General features: G+C 43.6%; 13 protein-coding genes. All 13 read left to right on the forward strand.

Going from position 1 to position 15,773, the window contains the following annotated elements; translation table 11 throughout:
• Positions 1-136 precede the first annotated feature (136 nt).
• Positions 137-901 carry a flagellar basal body rod protein FlgF gene (locus tag GDK41_RS05470; RefSeq protein ID WP_152085459.1) on the forward strand — a complete coding sequence of 255 codons (765 nt, stop codon included), beginning with the start codon at positions 137-139 and terminating at the stop codon, positions 899-901.
• 18 nt (positions 902-919) lie between these two features.
• A complete protein-coding gene (gene flgG, locus GDK41_RS05475; protein ID WP_152085460.1) occupies positions 920-1,708 on the forward strand; it encodes a flagellar basal-body rod protein FlgG in 789 nt (262 codons plus the stop codon).
• A 15-nt stretch (positions 1,709-1,723) separates the two neighbouring features.
• A complete protein-coding gene (flgH, locus tag GDK41_RS05480) occupies positions 1,724-2,407 on the forward strand; it encodes a flagellar basal body L-ring protein FlgH (RefSeq protein WP_152085461.1) in 684 nt (227 codons plus the stop codon).
• Positions 2,408-2,419: 12 nt separating this feature from the next.
• Positions 2,420-3,517, forward strand: coding sequence for a flagellar basal body P-ring protein FlgI (locus GDK41_RS05485; RefSeq protein ID WP_152085462.1), 1,098 nt, complete (start codon positions 2,420-2,422; stop codon positions 3,515-3,517).
• Between the two features lie 106 nt (positions 3,518-3,623).
• Positions 3,624-4,583, forward strand: coding sequence for a flagellar assembly peptidoglycan hydrolase FlgJ (gene flgJ, locus GDK41_RS05490; RefSeq protein WP_152085463.1), 960 nt, complete (start codon positions 3,624-3,626; stop codon positions 4,581-4,583).
• A gap of 1 nt (position 4,584) precedes the next feature.
• Complete coding sequence (gene flgK, locus GDK41_RS05495; RefSeq protein ID WP_152085464.1) at positions 4,585-6,606, forward strand: flagellar hook-associated protein FlgK; 2,022 nt, start codon at positions 4,585-4,587, stop codon at positions 6,604-6,606.
• Between the two features lie 2 nt (positions 6,607-6,608).
• Positions 6,609-7,826, forward strand: coding sequence for a flagellar hook-associated protein FlgL (flgL, locus tag GDK41_RS05500; protein WP_152085465.1), 1,218 nt, complete (start codon positions 6,609-6,611; stop codon positions 7,824-7,826).
• Positions 7,827-8,171: 345 nt separating this feature from the next.
• A complete protein-coding gene (locus GDK41_RS05505; RefSeq protein ID WP_152085466.1) occupies positions 8,172-9,083 on the forward strand; it encodes a flagellin N-terminal helical domain-containing protein in 912 nt (303 codons plus the stop codon).
• A 433-nt stretch (positions 9,084-9,516) separates the two neighbouring features.
• Positions 9,517-10,431, forward strand: a complete 915-nt coding sequence (locus GDK41_RS05510; RefSeq protein WP_152085467.1) for a flagellin N-terminal helical domain-containing protein — start codon at positions 9,517-9,519, stop codon at positions 10,429-10,431.
• 338 nt (positions 10,432-10,769) lie between these two features.
• A complete protein-coding gene (locus tag GDK41_RS05515) occupies positions 10,770-11,681 on the forward strand; it encodes a flagellin N-terminal helical domain-containing protein (RefSeq protein WP_152085466.1) in 912 nt (303 codons plus the stop codon).
• Positions 11,682-12,114: 433 nt separating this feature from the next.
• Positions 12,115-13,029, forward strand: a complete 915-nt coding sequence (locus GDK41_RS05520; RefSeq protein WP_152085467.1) for a flagellin N-terminal helical domain-containing protein — start codon at positions 12,115-12,117, stop codon at positions 13,027-13,029.
• A gap of 338 nt (positions 13,030-13,367) precedes the next feature.
• Positions 13,368-14,279, forward strand: coding sequence for a flagellin N-terminal helical domain-containing protein (locus tag GDK41_RS05525; protein ID WP_152085466.1), 912 nt, complete (start codon positions 13,368-13,370; stop codon positions 14,277-14,279).
• Between the two features lie 433 nt (positions 14,280-14,712).
• The gene (locus GDK41_RS05530; RefSeq protein ID WP_152085467.1) at positions 14,713-15,627 is read left to right on the forward strand and encodes a flagellin N-terminal helical domain-containing protein; all 915 of its coding nucleotides are present in this window, start codon (positions 14,713-14,715) and stop codon (positions 15,625-15,627) included.
• The last annotated feature ends 146 nt before the right edge of the window (positions 15,628-15,773 follow it).

Raw genomic sequence — 15,773 nt, forward strand, 5'->3', positions numbered from 1 at the left:
TCACTTCTATAAAAGCCGCTATCTACAGCGGCTTTTTTCACGCCATATCTTTGACAGTCTACCTTTTAAACCCGCTTCTATTGTTGGCATTGAAATTGCTTTATACAAGGTATGAACAATTATTTAGGCCAGAACGATGGATAAAATGCTCTATGTGGCGATGTCCGGCGCTAAGCAAAACTTGCGAGGTGTTGCGATTAAAGCCAATAACCTCGCAAACTCAAATACCATTGGTTTTAAAGCCGACTTTGCTCAAGCACGTTCTATGCAAGCATTTGGCGAAGGCTTACCGACGCGTGTTTTTGCTATGCAAGAACGTCCTGGTACCAATATGAATGCTGGCGCGGTTGTTGAAACTGGGCGAGATTTAGACATTTCGGTTTCGCAAAAAACGTGGATCAGTGTCATGGACCAAGGCGGTAATGAAGCATATACCAAAGTGGGTACTTTCAATATTCGTTCAGATGGTTCACTGGTCACGAGTCATGGCCGCCAAGTTATTGGCGAAGGTGGTCCTATAATTTTACCTATCCCCGTTGAGAAAGTGGTGTTTAGTGATGATGGCTCCATTCAAGTACGGCCCCAAGGCGCCCCTGCCAATTTTTTGGAAGTCGTAGATAGGTTAAAAATCATAGAAGCTGATAACAGTCAGTTGGAAAAAGGTAATGACGGATTATTTCGTCCAAAACAAGACGCGCTGGTTAATGGCCTGTGTGGTTTTTGCGATATCTCTCCAACTGCCCGGATCATGAGCGGCACACTTGAGCGCTCTAATGTAAATCCAGTGCATGAAATGGTTGATTTGATAAATCATCAGCGTCAATTTGAAATGCAAATGAAACTAATGAAAACCGCAGAAGAGATAGACGAGCGTCATGTGTCTCTATTGCGCATCATCTAACCAAATGAGGTAGATATTATGAACCCAGCATTGTGGATAAGTAAAACGGGCTTAGATGCCCAACAGACTGACATTGCGGTTATCTCCAATAACCTTGCTAACGCCAGTACTGTTGGATACAAAAAGAGCCGCGCAATTTTTGAAGATTTACTTTATCAAAATATTAATCAGCCGGGTGGTCGTTCATCACAAGACACTGAACTGCCGTCTGGTTTGATGCTAGGTGCCGGCTCTAAGGTGGTCGCCAACCAAAAGAATTTTTCTCAAGGCAACATGCTAAGCACAGAAAACTCGCTAGATTGGATGATCCAAGGCCCCGGTTTTTTTGAAATCCAAATGCCTGATGGCACCACTGCTTATTCTCGTAATGGTCAGTTTACTACTGACGAAGAAGGGCGTGTTGTAACATCAGGGGCTGGTTTTCCGATCCAACCACAAATGAACGTCCCTGATGATGCGCAGTCAATTACGGTGTCACAAGATGGAGAAGTATCTGTGTCAGTGGCTGGTCAGGCTGAAAACGTTGTGATTGGGCAATTGGTGATTAGCGACTTTATTAACCCATCAGGCTTAGAGCCCATTGGACAGAACCTATATACCGAAACCGCTGTTAGTGGCGCGCCAGTTCAGGGTAATCCAAGCGTTGACGGACTTGGCTCGATTGTTCAAGGAGCGCTTGAAACGTCTAACGTAAATGTAACGGAAGAGCTTGTAAACTTAATTGAAACTCAACGAGTTTATGAGATGAACTCAAAAGTTATTTCATCTGTTGATGAAATGCTTAGTTACATTAATCAACAACTATAGGTATTAGGGGGCAGTATGCGTGATTTTAGCTTAGCGATTGTGGTAACCGCTGTTCTTTCGGGGTGCGTATCTACGCAAAACGCTGATGTGGTAAGAGATGATCCATACTATGCACCTATGTACCCAGAGCAAGACGCACAGACGGTTGTTGCGACAGGCTCTTTGTTTAGTCAGCATTTATCGAACGACTTATATTCAGACAAAAAAGCGCTGAGAACGGGCGATATTATAACGGTCATTCTAAGAGAAACGACTGCAGCGTCAAAAGCTGCCAATAGTCAAACAGACAAAGAGACAGATGCTTCATTGAGCCCAATTACAGGGTTAGGCGGCTCAGCCATTAATATTGGCAAGGAAAGTCTGCAGTTCGGCTTGGAGTCTGATTCTTCTTTTAAAGGCGATTCTCAGGCTAATCAATCAAATAGTTTGTTTGGTAATATTTCAGTTAATGTGATGAGAGTGCTTCCTAATGGTAATTTAGTGATCCGCGGTGAAAAGTGGTTGACTTTAAATACGGGTGAAGAGTTTATTCGCCTAGAAGGCTTAGTTAGAGCGCAAGACGTAAAAGCGGATAACACGGTAGAGTCGAACCGTATTGCCAATGCTCGGATCCAATATTCAGGCAAGGGGCAACATCAAGAGACACAAAGTCCAGGTTGGCTGGCACGGTTCTTTATGAGCACGTTACTCCCATTTTAAAAGGTAAAGATGATGAGATTATTCCTTATTACATGTGTATTACTTGGGAGTTTGTTTTCGCCTAAAGAAGCAGCAGCTGAGCGTATAAAAGACGTCAGCATGGTGGAAGGCGTAAGGTCAAACCAATTAGTTGGTTACGGTTTAGTGGTTGGTTTGCCTGGCACGGGTGAGCAAAGCCGATTTACTGAGCAAAGCTTTAAAGCAATGCTTAGTAGCTTTGGCATAACCATGCCCGCAAATTTAAAACCTAAAATTAAAAATGTCGCAGCAGTTGCTGTACATGCTGACTTACCCCCTTTTGTTAAACCAGGGCAACAGATTGACGTTACAGTGTCCTCTATCGGTAGTGCGGGCAGTTTAAGGGGCGGCACATTACTGCAAACCTTTCTAAAAGGCGTAGATGGTAATGTTTATGCCATTGCGCAAGGTAGTTTGATCGTAGGTGGTCTCGGTGCTGAAGGATTAGATGGTAGTCGAGTCGTGATCAATACGCCAACGGTTGGTCGTATCCCTAATGGCGCAATGGTTGAGCGTGCAGTGAAGAGTCCATTTACACAAGGGGACCACATTACTTTCAATTTGAATAGCCCTGACTTTACGACGGCTAAGCGCTTGGCAGATACAATAAATGCGTTAGTTGGTCCTGATAGTGCAAAACCATTGGATGCCGCCTCTGTACGCGTCATTGCGCCACGAGATCCCTCACAGCGTGTTGCTTATCTATCGACGCTTGAAAATTTAGAATTCAAGCCTGCTGACACAACCGCTAAAATTATTGTTAACTCGCGAACTGGTACGATTGTAATCGGTAAGAATGTCAAACTTCAGCCCGCGGCTATTACGCATGGAGGCTTAACGGTGACGATTGCAGAGCAACAGAATGTTTCTCAGCCACAGGCGTTAGCTGAGGGAGAGACGGTTGTGACCCAGCAAAGCATTATTGATGTCGACACTGATGATTCTCGCGCTTTTGTGTTTGACCCCGGTGTTAGTCTTGATGATTTGGTTCGAGCTATCAACCAAGTGGGCGCAGCGCCAGGTGATTTAATGGCCATTTTAGAAGCCCTTAAAGAAGCTGGGGCGATTAATGGTCAATTAGTCGTCATATAAAGTTTTATTTTTAATCAAAGAGTTAGCCCTGAATTATCAGGGCTTTTTTTTGGCTCGCTTTTTGCATTCATATTTGTATGAATATTTACTATGTGTCGTTGAGCAGATGAATACTAATCCGTTAGACAATCAGAACTTTTTTGACTTAGGAGATCTTAACTCCTTGCGTCAAGACGCCTTGAAAAGCGGCACGGATCAAACAGCTTCTAACGAAGCTTTAAAAAAGGCTGCGCAGCAGTTTGAGTCTATTTTTACGCAAATGCTGTTAAAGAGCATGCGTAAAGCCAATGAGGCAATGGAAGATAAAGATAGTCCTTTTAATTCAAGTAGCGTCAAGTTCTTTGAAGAGATGCATGATCAACAATTATCGGTTGAGCTTGCAGGCAAAGGTAACTTGGGGCTGGCTGATCTTATTGTGCAACAATTATCGCCAAATGGTGAGGGTTACACGCCTGCTTCGGTTTTGCGCACTGGCGCTAACTTCCAAAGCGACAAAATAGCCAATGGTGAAGCTGTGATTAAGAGTAATAGCGCGCTAGCCGATAAGGTGGAAGAAGATGAGGCTGATTTTAAAGATCCAGAATCTTTTGTTGAGGCGCTTTGGGGACACGCAAAAGACGCAGCACAAAAAATTGGCTTAAACCCTGCCGTTATGGTGGCACAAGCAGCCCTGGAAACAGGGTGGGGCAAGCACGTGATTAATAAAGCCGATGGTTCAAGCAGTTATAACTTATTCAATATCAAATCAGATAAATCGTGGCAAGGTGAAAGTGCCAAAAAGCTGACGCTCGAGTTTGAGCAAGGTTTGCCAGTTAAAAAGCAGGCACAGTTTAGAGTGTACGACTCGATTAAAGACAGCATCAGTGATTATGTTGACTTCTTACAAAGTAACCCTCGCTATGAAAAAGCGCTTCAGAAAGTACAAGAGCCTTCTCAATACCTTGAGGCGTTGCAAGAGGCAGGTTATGCAACTGATCCAAACTATGCGCAAAAGATTAAAAGCGTCCTTCAGCGAGGCGAGTTTAAGCAGATGCTGTCGTCGCTGATCCGTCAAGGAGTAAATTGATATGACCTATGATTTAATGAATATAGGCAGTCATGGCATTCGTGCAAGTAACGAACTACTGCAAACAACCAGTAAGAATATCTCTAATATGAATACCAAGGGGTATATTAGAGAGCGTACTGAGCATGCCACCATGATTGGTAACCAAGTAGGTCGTGGTGAGACTGTGCGAATGCTCAATGAATTTGCTCAAAAACAACTCAATAGAGATATATCAAGCCAAGCGTATTACCAGCAGTTTACAACCGAGTCTTCTCGAGTGGATACCCTGTTTTCGCAAGACTCTAATAGCTTGAGTACAAGTATTAACTCATTGTTTAATAATTTACAGCAAGCAGCCAACCAACCCTCTTCGTCTGTGACACGTTCATTGTTTATGACTGATGCTCAGAATTTGGTGGATCAGATGCACCGCCTGTCGGGAATTGTTTTTGATCAAAGAAGCGTTGTTAATGAACAGCTAAATGTGTACACCAGCGAAGCAAATAATCTGATTGAAAACATCAGTAATTTGAACAATAAAATCACTGCCAGTAAGGGACAGGAAGGTTCAAATGTTGCAAACTCGGTGTTCAACGAGCGTGATGAAGCGATTAAACAGCTATCTGAGCTGGTGGATATTGAGACGATAGATGGTCCCAATGGGGAGAAGTTGGTTTTTCTTGGCTCTGGTCAGTCTTTAGTGATGGAGAATGGTACATTTAACACCTTATCTTTAAACGGAGACCCAGACCCTGAAGTCAAAGATCTTAAACTGGATGTGTCCAGCGGTAGTGCCGTTGCATTAGATGTCGATATCTCAACTTTAAAGGGAAAAATTGGCGGAATATTAGCCTTTCGGGATGAAATTTTGCACCCCGCGCAAAATCAGATAGGGCAAATAGGGCTCGCGTTGGCAGATGCGTTTAATCAACAAAACCGCTTAGGCATGGACCTTGATGGGAATATGGGACAAGATCTGTTCACTATTCCTAGTGTACAAGGGTACGCGTATCAAGATAATACGGGAACGGGTGGAGTAACAGCCACTGTAGAGGCTGGTTTAGGTAAAAATGTGCCAGCGACAGACTTTAGGGTGACATTTTTAACTGCAACGAGTGTTGAAATTGCTGCGGTGGATGCAAAAGGCAATGTGATAGGTACGCCTGCGACTGCCAACGTATCGGGTGGAGTTGTTAATTCAACCACGGCGGTGCCTGCTGGCTCTGATTTGTATGGATTAGCGTTGTCAGTGAGTCCTGGTGCTGCAGTAAACGATAGCTTTTTAGTTAAACTTAACTCTACAACCGCAAGCTCGATTTCGCTTGCTACTGAGCGCCCTAATCACTTGGCTTTGGCTTCGCCAATACGTACGGGCGTTGCTGCAGGGAATGTTGGTAGTGCTAGCATTTCCGTGGGTACAGTGAGCAGTATTGGTGCCGGATTTACAGCAGGTTCTACTCCTGGGAATGCGCCAGCACTGGCTAATGGACAAATAACGATTACGAAGACGGCAACGGCAAATGAGTACCAAATTTCAGATGGCAGTGGCACGAGTACGTTTACCATTACACCACCGAGCAAAAATATGTTAAATCAAGCCGGGGCGCCATTTAGTACCTATGGATTTGACTTTGATATCGAGGGGCAGCCAGCAACAGGCGATCAATTTACACTAGATATCAATACAGGCGGATTCGATGACAACAGAAATGGCTCTGCACTGTCCAACTTACAATCAAGTGAATTGGTGCGTAAAGATGTGATAACAACAGCAACGGCTGATAATTTAGCGACATTTAACGAGGCATATGCAGGTTTGGTAACAGAAATAGGGGTAATATCAAATCAGGCAAAAACCAATGGCGCGGCTTTTGAGGCTTTAGCAAACCAGTCTGAGGCATGGTTTGAATCGATGTCTGGCGTCAACTTAGATGAGGAAGCTGCTAATTTGCTAAGGTTTCAGCAGTCATACTCAGCATCTGCGCAGATCATCTCAACTGCGCGAACGATTTTTGATACACTGTTGAGTGCTGCGAGGTAATTATGCGTTTATCCAATAATTTAATGTATAAAAATAGCTTAGCTTCAATCTTAGATAACCAAAAAGAGGTTAACAAAGCACAGCAGCAAGTTAGCACTCAAAAAAGGGTATTAACAGCGAGCGACGACCCATCAGCTATGGCCAGAGCGCTGTTGTATGGTGATAAGATACAGACCAATGAGCAATACGCTAAGAATACAAGTATGCTCAAGGGTCGACTTGATACGCAAGAAACCATGTTGGATAACATTAATGATTCTTTGTTGAAAGCGCAGCAATTAGCGATACAGGCGGGCAATGGTGCATTATCTCAGTCAGATAAGGCTGGGCTTGCTGAAGAAGTTGAGAGTATTAAATCTGCGGTTTTTGGCTGGATGAATGCAAAGTCAGAAGATGGTCGTTACATTTTTTCTGGGTATCAAGACAATACACAAACCTATGCATTTGATCAGACCCAGAATAAGTATGTTTATAATGGTGATCAGGGACAGCACAAAATTAAAGTCGCAGAAGGCGTTGAAATTCGTTCGAGTGATAATGGTTTTGATGTTTTTGAGAAAGTAAACAAACGCTTGGATATAGATAGAACATCAATAGCACCAGCTACTGCAACCGTCTATGTCAACGAGCAAGGTGCTTTTGATAATTTTCATAAAACCAATTACAACGCAGATCCAACAGCACCAGCAACTGCCAATACCATCACAATTAATGTGACTTCAGCAACGACATTCGATGTGGTTCAAGGGGGGTCAACAATACAAAGTGGTACTTTTTCTGGTAACGAAATTAATGTGGCAGGTATGGATATGAGTTTTGCAGGTGCAGCGCCCACCTCATTTAGTTTCGATTTAGAAAAGCCAACAACCAAAAACATATTAAACACGTTGGATGACTTATCGGCAGCACTTAAGAACCCTGGGTTAAGTGCAGCGGATTATCAACAAGAGTTAGCTGATGCGGTCGTTGGTATTGCGAATGCTAAAAATACGATTTCACAAACTCAATCTAGTTTAGGTGGTCGATTTAATACGGTTGATAGAATTGCATCAGCTAATTCATCTTTGGATATCAATAATAAAGCCGCAAAAGCGGAATTAGTTGAAATTGATATGGCAGAGGCCATCTCTGAATTAACAAAGCATGAGACCGCTTTACAAGCATCACAGGCAACCTTCGGAAGGCTATCGAACTTGTCATTATTAGATTACATTCGTTGATATCTAAATAACCAGCAAAAAAGGGCTCTTGTTTTAGAGCTCTTTTTTAGTTTTCTACCTTAAATACCTACAAACACTAAGTTTAATTTCTATCTTTTTGATAAATATAGCGATAAATTTCAATATAAATGATTTATACAAACTAGAAAGTGGCTATGCCCATTCAAGGGAAGGGGGAATTAAATAAAATAAAAAACAGTGAGTTATAAAAAATTATAAAAAAGTGCTAAAGGATTTTCTGCGTAGCCCGATAACTTAAGTATCCAAGCTGGTGAGTAAAAAACACTCAAACAGCCAAAGAACAAAGTTTAGCGTAAACACAGGGTTTACCTTAGGAGAATCATTATGGCACTTTATGTAAATACCAACATATCAAGCTTAAATGCGCAAAGACAGTTGATGAACTCAGGTAATACCCTTGATACAGCATTCCAACGTCTTTCATCAGGTCTTCGTATTAACAGCGCAAAAGACGATGCGGCAGGTTTACAAATATCAGACCGTTTAACGAGTCAGATAAATGGCTTAGAGCAGGGTAACCGAAATGCGAACGATGGCATTTCATTGGCGCAAACCGCAGAAGGTGCGTTGGATGAAATGACGGGCATGTATCAGCGTATTCGTACTTTGGCGGCGCAAGCGGCGAATGGTTCAAATACGCAGTCAGACCGAGCCGCTTTGCAGTTAGAGGCAAGACAGCTTGGTGAAGAAATGAACCGTATTGCGGCAGATACCACGTTTGGTGGCACAAACTTACTGGATGGTAGTTATAGTGCAGAGTTTCAGGTTGGTGCGGATGCAAACCAAACAATTAGTATGACGATGACAGCCATTGAAGCGGCGACAGGTGGTGCGATTTCAGTAAACAGTTTTGCAGTGAGTGACTTGGCAGCAGCGGCGAGTAACGTGTCGGGTGTGAGTGCGGGTGCAGATACGGCGTTTGCCTCAGCCAGTGGCCTATCATTTACATCGGTTGGTGAGGCGCAGGATGTTTTAGCGGCTGTTGATGCAATGATAGGGGCGATTGATGCGAAGCGTGCTCAGTTAGGTGCGGTTCAAAACCGATTCTCATCGACTATCCGTAACCAAACGAACATCATTGAAAATGTATCGGCAGCGCGTTCACGTATTAAAGATGCAGACTTTGCGACAGAAACGGCGACGTTAACCAAAGCGCAGATTTTACAGCAGGCCAGTAGTACAATTTTGTCTCAGGCTAACCAGCGTCCACAGTCAGCTTTATCGCTACTAGGATAATTTGATAAGCACTCGGGTTACACATTACGCGTAACCCGAGGGTAAGAAATCGTTGAGAGTAGCATTAAGTCAGCATATGACAGGAGGCTATTACTTAACTTCACTAGAAAAGTTCGGGCAGTTCTAGTGACACCCACAACAATAGTAAATAAAGCAATATCAATGCCAAAATGCACTGACAGTATTTTGGCTCTCTCTTCCTCACCAGCTCCGTATTCAATTATGTGATTAAAGTGATATAAGGCAATAATTTTCCGCTCAATAGGAAAATTATTGACGGTTGGATTATCACGGGCATTTCCAGTGTTGTTTTGAACACATTATGTACACTTAACTCGTTGTTAGATTGCACCTTTTAATTCTTGGCGCAGTTTTTGCTGAGAATTATTTATCAAGCCAAGCTTAAACAGATAAATGAGAAAAGAGGTGCGCTATGTCCCTATATGTAAATACCAATGTGTCGAGCCTGAATGCACAAAGACAATTAATGAACTCAGGAAATGAACTGGATACCGCTTTTCAACGTTTATCTTCAGGCCTTCGTATCAATAGTGCTAAGGATGATGCAGCAGGCTTACAAATATCAGACCGTTTAACGAGTCAAATTAATGGCTTAACGCAGGGTAACCGAAACGCGAATGATGGTATTTCATTAGCGCAAACGGCGGAAGGTGCGATGGACGAAATGACGAGTATGTTCCAACGTATTCGTACCTTGGCGGCGCAAGCAGCGAATGGTTCAAACACGCAATCAGACCGCGCAGCTCTGCAGTTGGAAGTTAGGCAGCTAGCTACGGAGATCAACCGCGTTGCTGTAGATACAACCTTTGGTGGAACGAATTTGCTGGATGGGTCATTTAGTGCTCAGTTTCAGGTGGGGGCAGATGCGAACCAAACGATTAGCATGACGATGACAGCGATAAAGGCAGCAACAGGGGGAGATATCTCTCTAAATAGTTTTACTGTTAGTGACTTAGCAGCAGCAGCGAGTAGTGTAACAGGGGCAAGTGCAGGTGCAGATACGGCGTTTGCCTCAGCCAGTGGGTTGTCATTCACATCGGTAGGTGAGGCGCAAGATATCTTAGCGGCGGTAGATGCGATGATAGGGGCGATTGATGCCAAACGGGCAGAGTTGGGTGCGGTTCAAAACCGCTTCTCATCAACGATTCGAAATCAAACAAATACGATAGAGAATGTGTCGGCGGCACGCTCACGGATAAAAGATGCGGACTTTGCAGCGGAGACCGCAGCGCTGACGAAAGCACAGATTTTACAGCAGGCCAGCAGTACGATTTTGGGTCAGGCGAATCAGAGACCACAGGCGGCATTGTCATTGTTACAAGGCTAAAGGCCGTGAACTTGAAATAATTAAAGAGCGCTCTTAACTAAGGGTGCTTTTTTGCTATAGCGTTAAAAAATCAATGTTATGTTATTTTTTTCATTTCAATTCAGAAAGATAAAACCCAGTCACTATCGACTTTCCTTTTTTCTTCCAAAACTGTCTTTTTAACTGTTTAATAATTTAAATTATTAAAAACAACGAATTAAAATTAATTATAAAAAAGTGCTAAAGGATTTTCTGTGCAGCCCGATAACTTAAGTATCCAAGCTGGTGAGTAAAAAACACTCAAACAGCCAAAGAACAAAGTTTAGCGTAAACACAGGGTTTACCTTAGGAGAATCATTATGGCACTTTATGTAAATACCAACATATCAAGCTTAAATGCGCAAAGACAGTTGATGAACTCAGGTAATACCCTTGATACAGCATTCCAACGTCTTTCATCAGGTCTTCGTATTAACAGTGCAAAAGACGATGCGGCAGGTTTACAAATATCAGACCGTTTAACGAGTCAGATAAATGGCTTAGAGCAGGGTAACCGAAATGCGAACGACGGCATTTCATTGGCGCAAACCGCAGAAGGTGCGTTGGATGAAATGACGGGCATGTATCAGCGTATTCGTACTTTGGCGGCGCAAGCGGCGAATGGTTCAAATACGCAGTCAGACCGAGCCGCTTTGCAGTTAGAGGCAAGACAGCTTGGTGAAGAAATGAACCGTATTGCGGCAGATACCACGTTTGGTGGCACAAACTTACTGGATGGTAGTTATAGTGCAGAGTTTCAGGTTGGTGCGGATGCAAACCAAACAATTAGTATGACGATGACAGCCATTGAAGCGGCGACAGGTGGTGCGATTTCAGTAAACAGTTTTGCAGTGAGTGACTTGGCAGCAGCGGCGAGTAACGTGTCGGGTGTGAGTGCGGGTGCAGATACGGCGTTTGCCTCAGCCAGTGGCCTATCATTTACATCGGTTGGTGAGGCGCAGGATGTTTTAGCGGCTGTTGATGCAATGATAGGGGCGATTGATGCGAAGCGTGCTCAGTTAGGTGCGGTTCAAAACCGATTCTCATCGACTATCCGTAACCAAACGAACATCATTGAAAATGTATCGGCAGCGCGTTCACGTATTAAAGATGCAGACTTTGCGACAGAAACGGCGACGTTAACCAAAGCGCAGATTTTACAGCAGGCCAGTAGTACAATTTTGTCTCAGGCTAACCAGCGTCCACAGTCAGCTTTATCGCTACTAGGATAATTTGATAAGCACTCGGGTTACACATTACGCGTAACCCGAGGGTAAGAAATCGTTGAGAGTAGCATTAAGTCAGCATATGACAGGAGGCTATTACTTAACTTCACTAGAAAAGTTCGGGCAGTTCTAGTGACACCCACAACAATAGTAAATAAAGCAATATCAATGCCAAAATGCACTGACAGTATTTTGGCTCTCTCTTCCTCACCAGCTCCGTATTCAATTATGTGATTAAAGTGATATAAGGCAATAATTTTCCGCTCAATAGGAAAATTATTGACGGTTGGATTATCACGGGCATTTCCAGTGTTGTTTTGAACACATTATGTACACTTAACTCGTTGTTAGATTGCACCTTTTAATTCTTGGCGCAGTTTTTGCTGAGAATTATTTATCAAGCCAAGCTTAAACAGATAAATGAGAAAAGAGGTGCGCTATGTCCCTATATGTAAATACCAATGTGTCGAGCCTGAATGCACAAAGACAATTAATGAACTCAGGAAATGAACTGGATACCGCTTTTCAACGTTTATCTTCAGGCCTTCGTATCAATAGTGCTAAGGATGATGCAGCAGGCTTACAAATATCAGACCGTTTAACGAGTCAAATTAATGGCTTAACGCAGGGTAACCGAAACGCGAATGATGGTATTTCATTAGCGCAAACGGCGGAAGGTGCGATGGACGAAATGACGAGTATGTTCCAACGTATTCGTACCTTGGCGGCGCAAGCAGCGAATGGTTCAAACACGCAATCAGACCGCGCAGCTCTGCAGTTGGAAGTTAGGCAGCTAGCTACGGAGATCAACCGCGTTGCTGTAGATACAACCTTTGGTGGAACGAATTTGCTGGATGGGTCATTTAGTGCTCAGTTTCAGGTGGGGGCAGATGCGAACCAAACGATTAGCATGACGATGACAGCGATAAAGGCAGCAACAGGGGGAGATATCTCTCTAAATAGTTTTACTGTTAGTGACTTAGCAGCAGCAGCGAGTAGTGTAACAGGGGCAAGTGCAGGTGCAGATACGGCGTTTGCCTCAGCCAGTGGGTTGTCATTCACATCGGTAGGTGAGGCGCAAGATATCTTAGCGGCGGTAGATGCGATGATAGGGGCGATTGATGCCAAACGGGCAGAGTTGGGTGCGGTTCAAAACCGCTTCTCATCAACGATTCGAAATCAAACAAATACGATAGAGAATGTGTCGGCGGCACGCTCACGGATAAAAGATGCGGACTTTGCAGCGGAGACCGCAGCGCTGACGAAAGCACAGATTTTACAGCAGGCCAGCAGTACGATTTTGGGTCAGGCGAATCAGAGACCACAGGCGGCATTGTCATTGTTACAAGGCTAAAGGCCGTGAACTTGAAATAATTAAAGAGCGCTCTTAACTAAGGGTGCTTTTTTGCTATAGCGTTAAAAAATCAATGTTATGTTATTTTTTTCATTTCAATTCAGAAAGATAAAACCCAGTCACTATCGACTTTCCTTTTTTCTTCCAAAACTGTCTTTTTAACTGTTTAATAATTTAAATTATTAAAAACAACGAATTAAAATTAATTATAAAAAAGTGCTAAAGGATTTTCTGTGCAGCCCGATAACTTAAGTATCCAAGCTGGTGAGTAAAAAACACTCAAACAGCCAAAGAACAAAGTTTAGCGTAAACACAGGGTTTACCTTAGGAGAATCATTATGGCACTTTATGTAAATACCAACATATCAAGCTTAAATGCGCAAAGACAGTTGATGAACTCAGGTAATACCCTTGATACAGCATTCCAACGTCTTTCATCAGGTCTTCGTATTAACAGTGCAAAAGACGATGCGGCAGGTTTACAAATATCAGACCGTTTAACGAGTCAGATAAATGGCTTAGAGCAGGGTAACCGAAATGCGAACGACGGCATTTCATTGGCGCAAACCGCAGAAGGTGCGTTGGATGAAATGACGGGCATGTATCAGCGTATTCGTACTTTGGCGGCGCAAGCGGCGAATGGTTCAAATACGCAGTCAGACCGAGCCGCTTTGCAGTTAGAGGCAAGACAGCTTGGTGAAGAAATGAACCGTATTGCGGCAGATACCACGTTTGGTGGCACAAACTTACTGGATGGTAGTTATAGTGCAGAGTTTCAGGTTGGTGCGGATGCAAACCAAACAATTAGTATGACGATGACAGCCATTGAAGCGGCGACAGGTGGTGCGATTTCAGTAAACAGTTTTGCAGTGAGTGACTTGGCAGCAGCGGCGAGTAACGTGTCGGGTGTGAGTGCGGGTGCAGATACGGCGTTTGCCTCAGCCAGTGGCCTATCATTTACATCGGTTGGTGAGGCGCAGGATGTTTTAGCGGCTGTTGATGCAATGATAGGGGCGATTGATGCGAAGCGTGCTCAGTTAGGTGCGGTTCAAAACCGATTCTCATCGACTATCCGTAACCAAACGAACATCATTGAAAATGTATCGGCAGCGCGTTCACGTATTAAAGATGCAGACTTTGCGACAGAAACGGCGACGTTAACCAAAGCGCAGATTTTACAGCAGGCCAGTAGTACAATTTTGTCTCAGGCTAACCAGCGTCCACAGTCAGCTTTATCGCTACTAGGATAATTTGATAAGCACTCGGGTTACACATTACGCGTAACCCGAGGGTAAGAAATCGTTGAGAGTAGCATTAAGTCAGCATATGACAGGAGGCTATTACTTAACTTCACTAGAAAAGTTCGGGCAGTTCTAGTGACACCCACAACAATAGTAAATAAAGCAATATCAATGCCAAAATGCACTGACAGTATTTTGGCTCTCTCTTCCTCACCAGCTCCGTATTCAATTATGTGATTAAAGTGATATAAGGCAATAATTTTCCGCTCAATAGGAAAATTATTGACGGTTGGATTATCACGGGCATTTCCAGTGTTGTTTTGAACACATTATGTACACTTAACTCGTTGTTAGATTGCACCTTTTAATTCTTGGCGCAGTTTTTGCTGAGAATTATTTATCAAGCCAAGCTTAAACAGATAAATGAGAAAAGAGGTGCGCTATGTCCCTATATGTAAATACCAATGTGTCGAGCCTGAATGCACAAAGACAATTAATGAACTCAGGAAATGAACTGGATACCGCTTTTCAACGTTTATCTTCAGGCCTTCGTATCAATAGTGCTAAGGATGATGCAGCAGGCTTACAAATATCAGACCGTTTAACGAGTCAAATTAATGGCTTAACGCAGGGTAACCGAAACGCGAATGATGGTATTTCATTAGCGCAAACGGCGGAAGGTGCGATGGACGAAATGACGAGTATGTTCCAACGTATTCGTACCTTGGCGGCGCAAGCAGCGAATGGTTCAAACACGCAATCAGACCGCGCAGCTCTGCAGTTGGAAGTTAGGCAGCTAGCTACGGAGATCAACCGCGTTGCTGTAGATACAACCTTTGGTGGAACGAATTTGCTGGATGGGTCATTTAGTGCTCAGTTTCAGGTGGGGGCAGATGCGAACCAAACGATTAGCATGACGATGACAGCGATAAAGGCAGCAACAGGGGGAGATATCTCTCTAAATAGTTTTACTGTTAGTGACTTAGCAGCAGCAGCGAGTAGTGTAACAGGGGCAAGTGCAGGTGCAGATACGGCGTTTGCCTCAGCCAGTGGGTTGTCATTCACATCGGTAGGTGAGGCGCAAGATATCTTAGCGGCGGTAGATGCGATGATAGGGGCGATTGATGCCAAACGGGCAGAGTTGGGTGCGGTTCAAAACCGCTTCTCATCAACGATTCGAAATCAAACAAATACGATAGAGAATGTGTCGGCGGCACGCTCACGGATAAAAGATGCGGACTTTGCAGCGGAGACCGCAGCGCTGACGAAAGCACAGATTTTACAGCAGGCCAGCAGTACGATTTTGGGTCAGGCGAATCAGAGACCACAGGCGGCATTGTCATTGTTACAAGGCTAAAGGCCGTGAACTTGAAATAATTAAAGAGCGCTCTTAACTAAGGGTGCTTTTTTGCTATAGCGTTAAAAAATCAATGTTATGTTATTTTTTTCATTTCAATTCAGAAAGATAAAACCCAGTCACTATCGACTTTCCTTTTTTCTTCC

Origin of the sequence: Pseudoalteromonas sp. A25, from assembly GCF_009176705.1 — a bacterium.
In the GTDB taxonomy this organism is placed as follows: Bacteria; Pseudomonadota; Gammaproteobacteria; order Enterobacterales; family Alteromonadaceae; genus Pseudoalteromonas.

What these genes read in the sequence shown, in the direction of transcription:
- GDK41_RS05470 (WP_152085459.1), top strand. Translation starts at nt 137, where the DNA reads ATGGATAAAATGCTCTATGTGGCGATGTCCGGCGCTAAGCAAAACTTG.
- flgG (WP_152085460.1), top strand. Translation starts at nt 920, where the DNA reads ATGAACCCAGCATTGTGGATAAGTAAAACGGGCTTAGATGCCCAACAG.
- flgH (WP_152085461.1), top strand. Translation starts at nt 1,724, where the DNA reads ATGCGTGATTTTAGCTTAGCGATTGTGGTAACCGCTGTTCTTTCGGGG.
- GDK41_RS05485 (WP_152085462.1), top strand. Translation starts at nt 2,420, where the DNA reads ATGAGATTATTCCTTATTACATGTGTATTACTTGGGAGTTTGTTTTCG.
- flgJ (WP_152085463.1), top strand. Translation starts at nt 3,624, where the DNA reads ATGAATACTAATCCGTTAGACAATCAGAACTTTTTTGACTTAGGAGAT.
- flgK (WP_152085464.1), top strand. Translation starts at nt 4,585, where the DNA reads ATGACCTATGATTTAATGAATATAGGCAGTCATGGCATTCGTGCAAGT.
- flgL (WP_152085465.1), top strand. Translation starts at nt 6,609, where the DNA reads ATGCGTTTATCCAATAATTTAATGTATAAAAATAGCTTAGCTTCAATC.
- GDK41_RS05505 (WP_152085466.1), top strand. Translation starts at nt 8,172, where the DNA reads ATGGCACTTTATGTAAATACCAACATATCAAGCTTAAATGCGCAAAGA.
- GDK41_RS05510 (WP_152085467.1), top strand. Translation starts at nt 9,517, where the DNA reads ATGTCCCTATATGTAAATACCAATGTGTCGAGCCTGAATGCACAAAGA.
- GDK41_RS05515 (WP_152085466.1), top strand. Translation starts at nt 10,770, where the DNA reads ATGGCACTTTATGTAAATACCAACATATCAAGCTTAAATGCGCAAAGA.
- GDK41_RS05520 (WP_152085467.1), top strand. Translation starts at nt 12,115, where the DNA reads ATGTCCCTATATGTAAATACCAATGTGTCGAGCCTGAATGCACAAAGA.
- GDK41_RS05525 (WP_152085466.1), top strand. Translation starts at nt 13,368, where the DNA reads ATGGCACTTTATGTAAATACCAACATATCAAGCTTAAATGCGCAAAGA.
- GDK41_RS05530 (WP_152085467.1), top strand. Translation starts at nt 14,713, where the DNA reads ATGTCCCTATATGTAAATACCAATGTGTCGAGCCTGAATGCACAAAGA.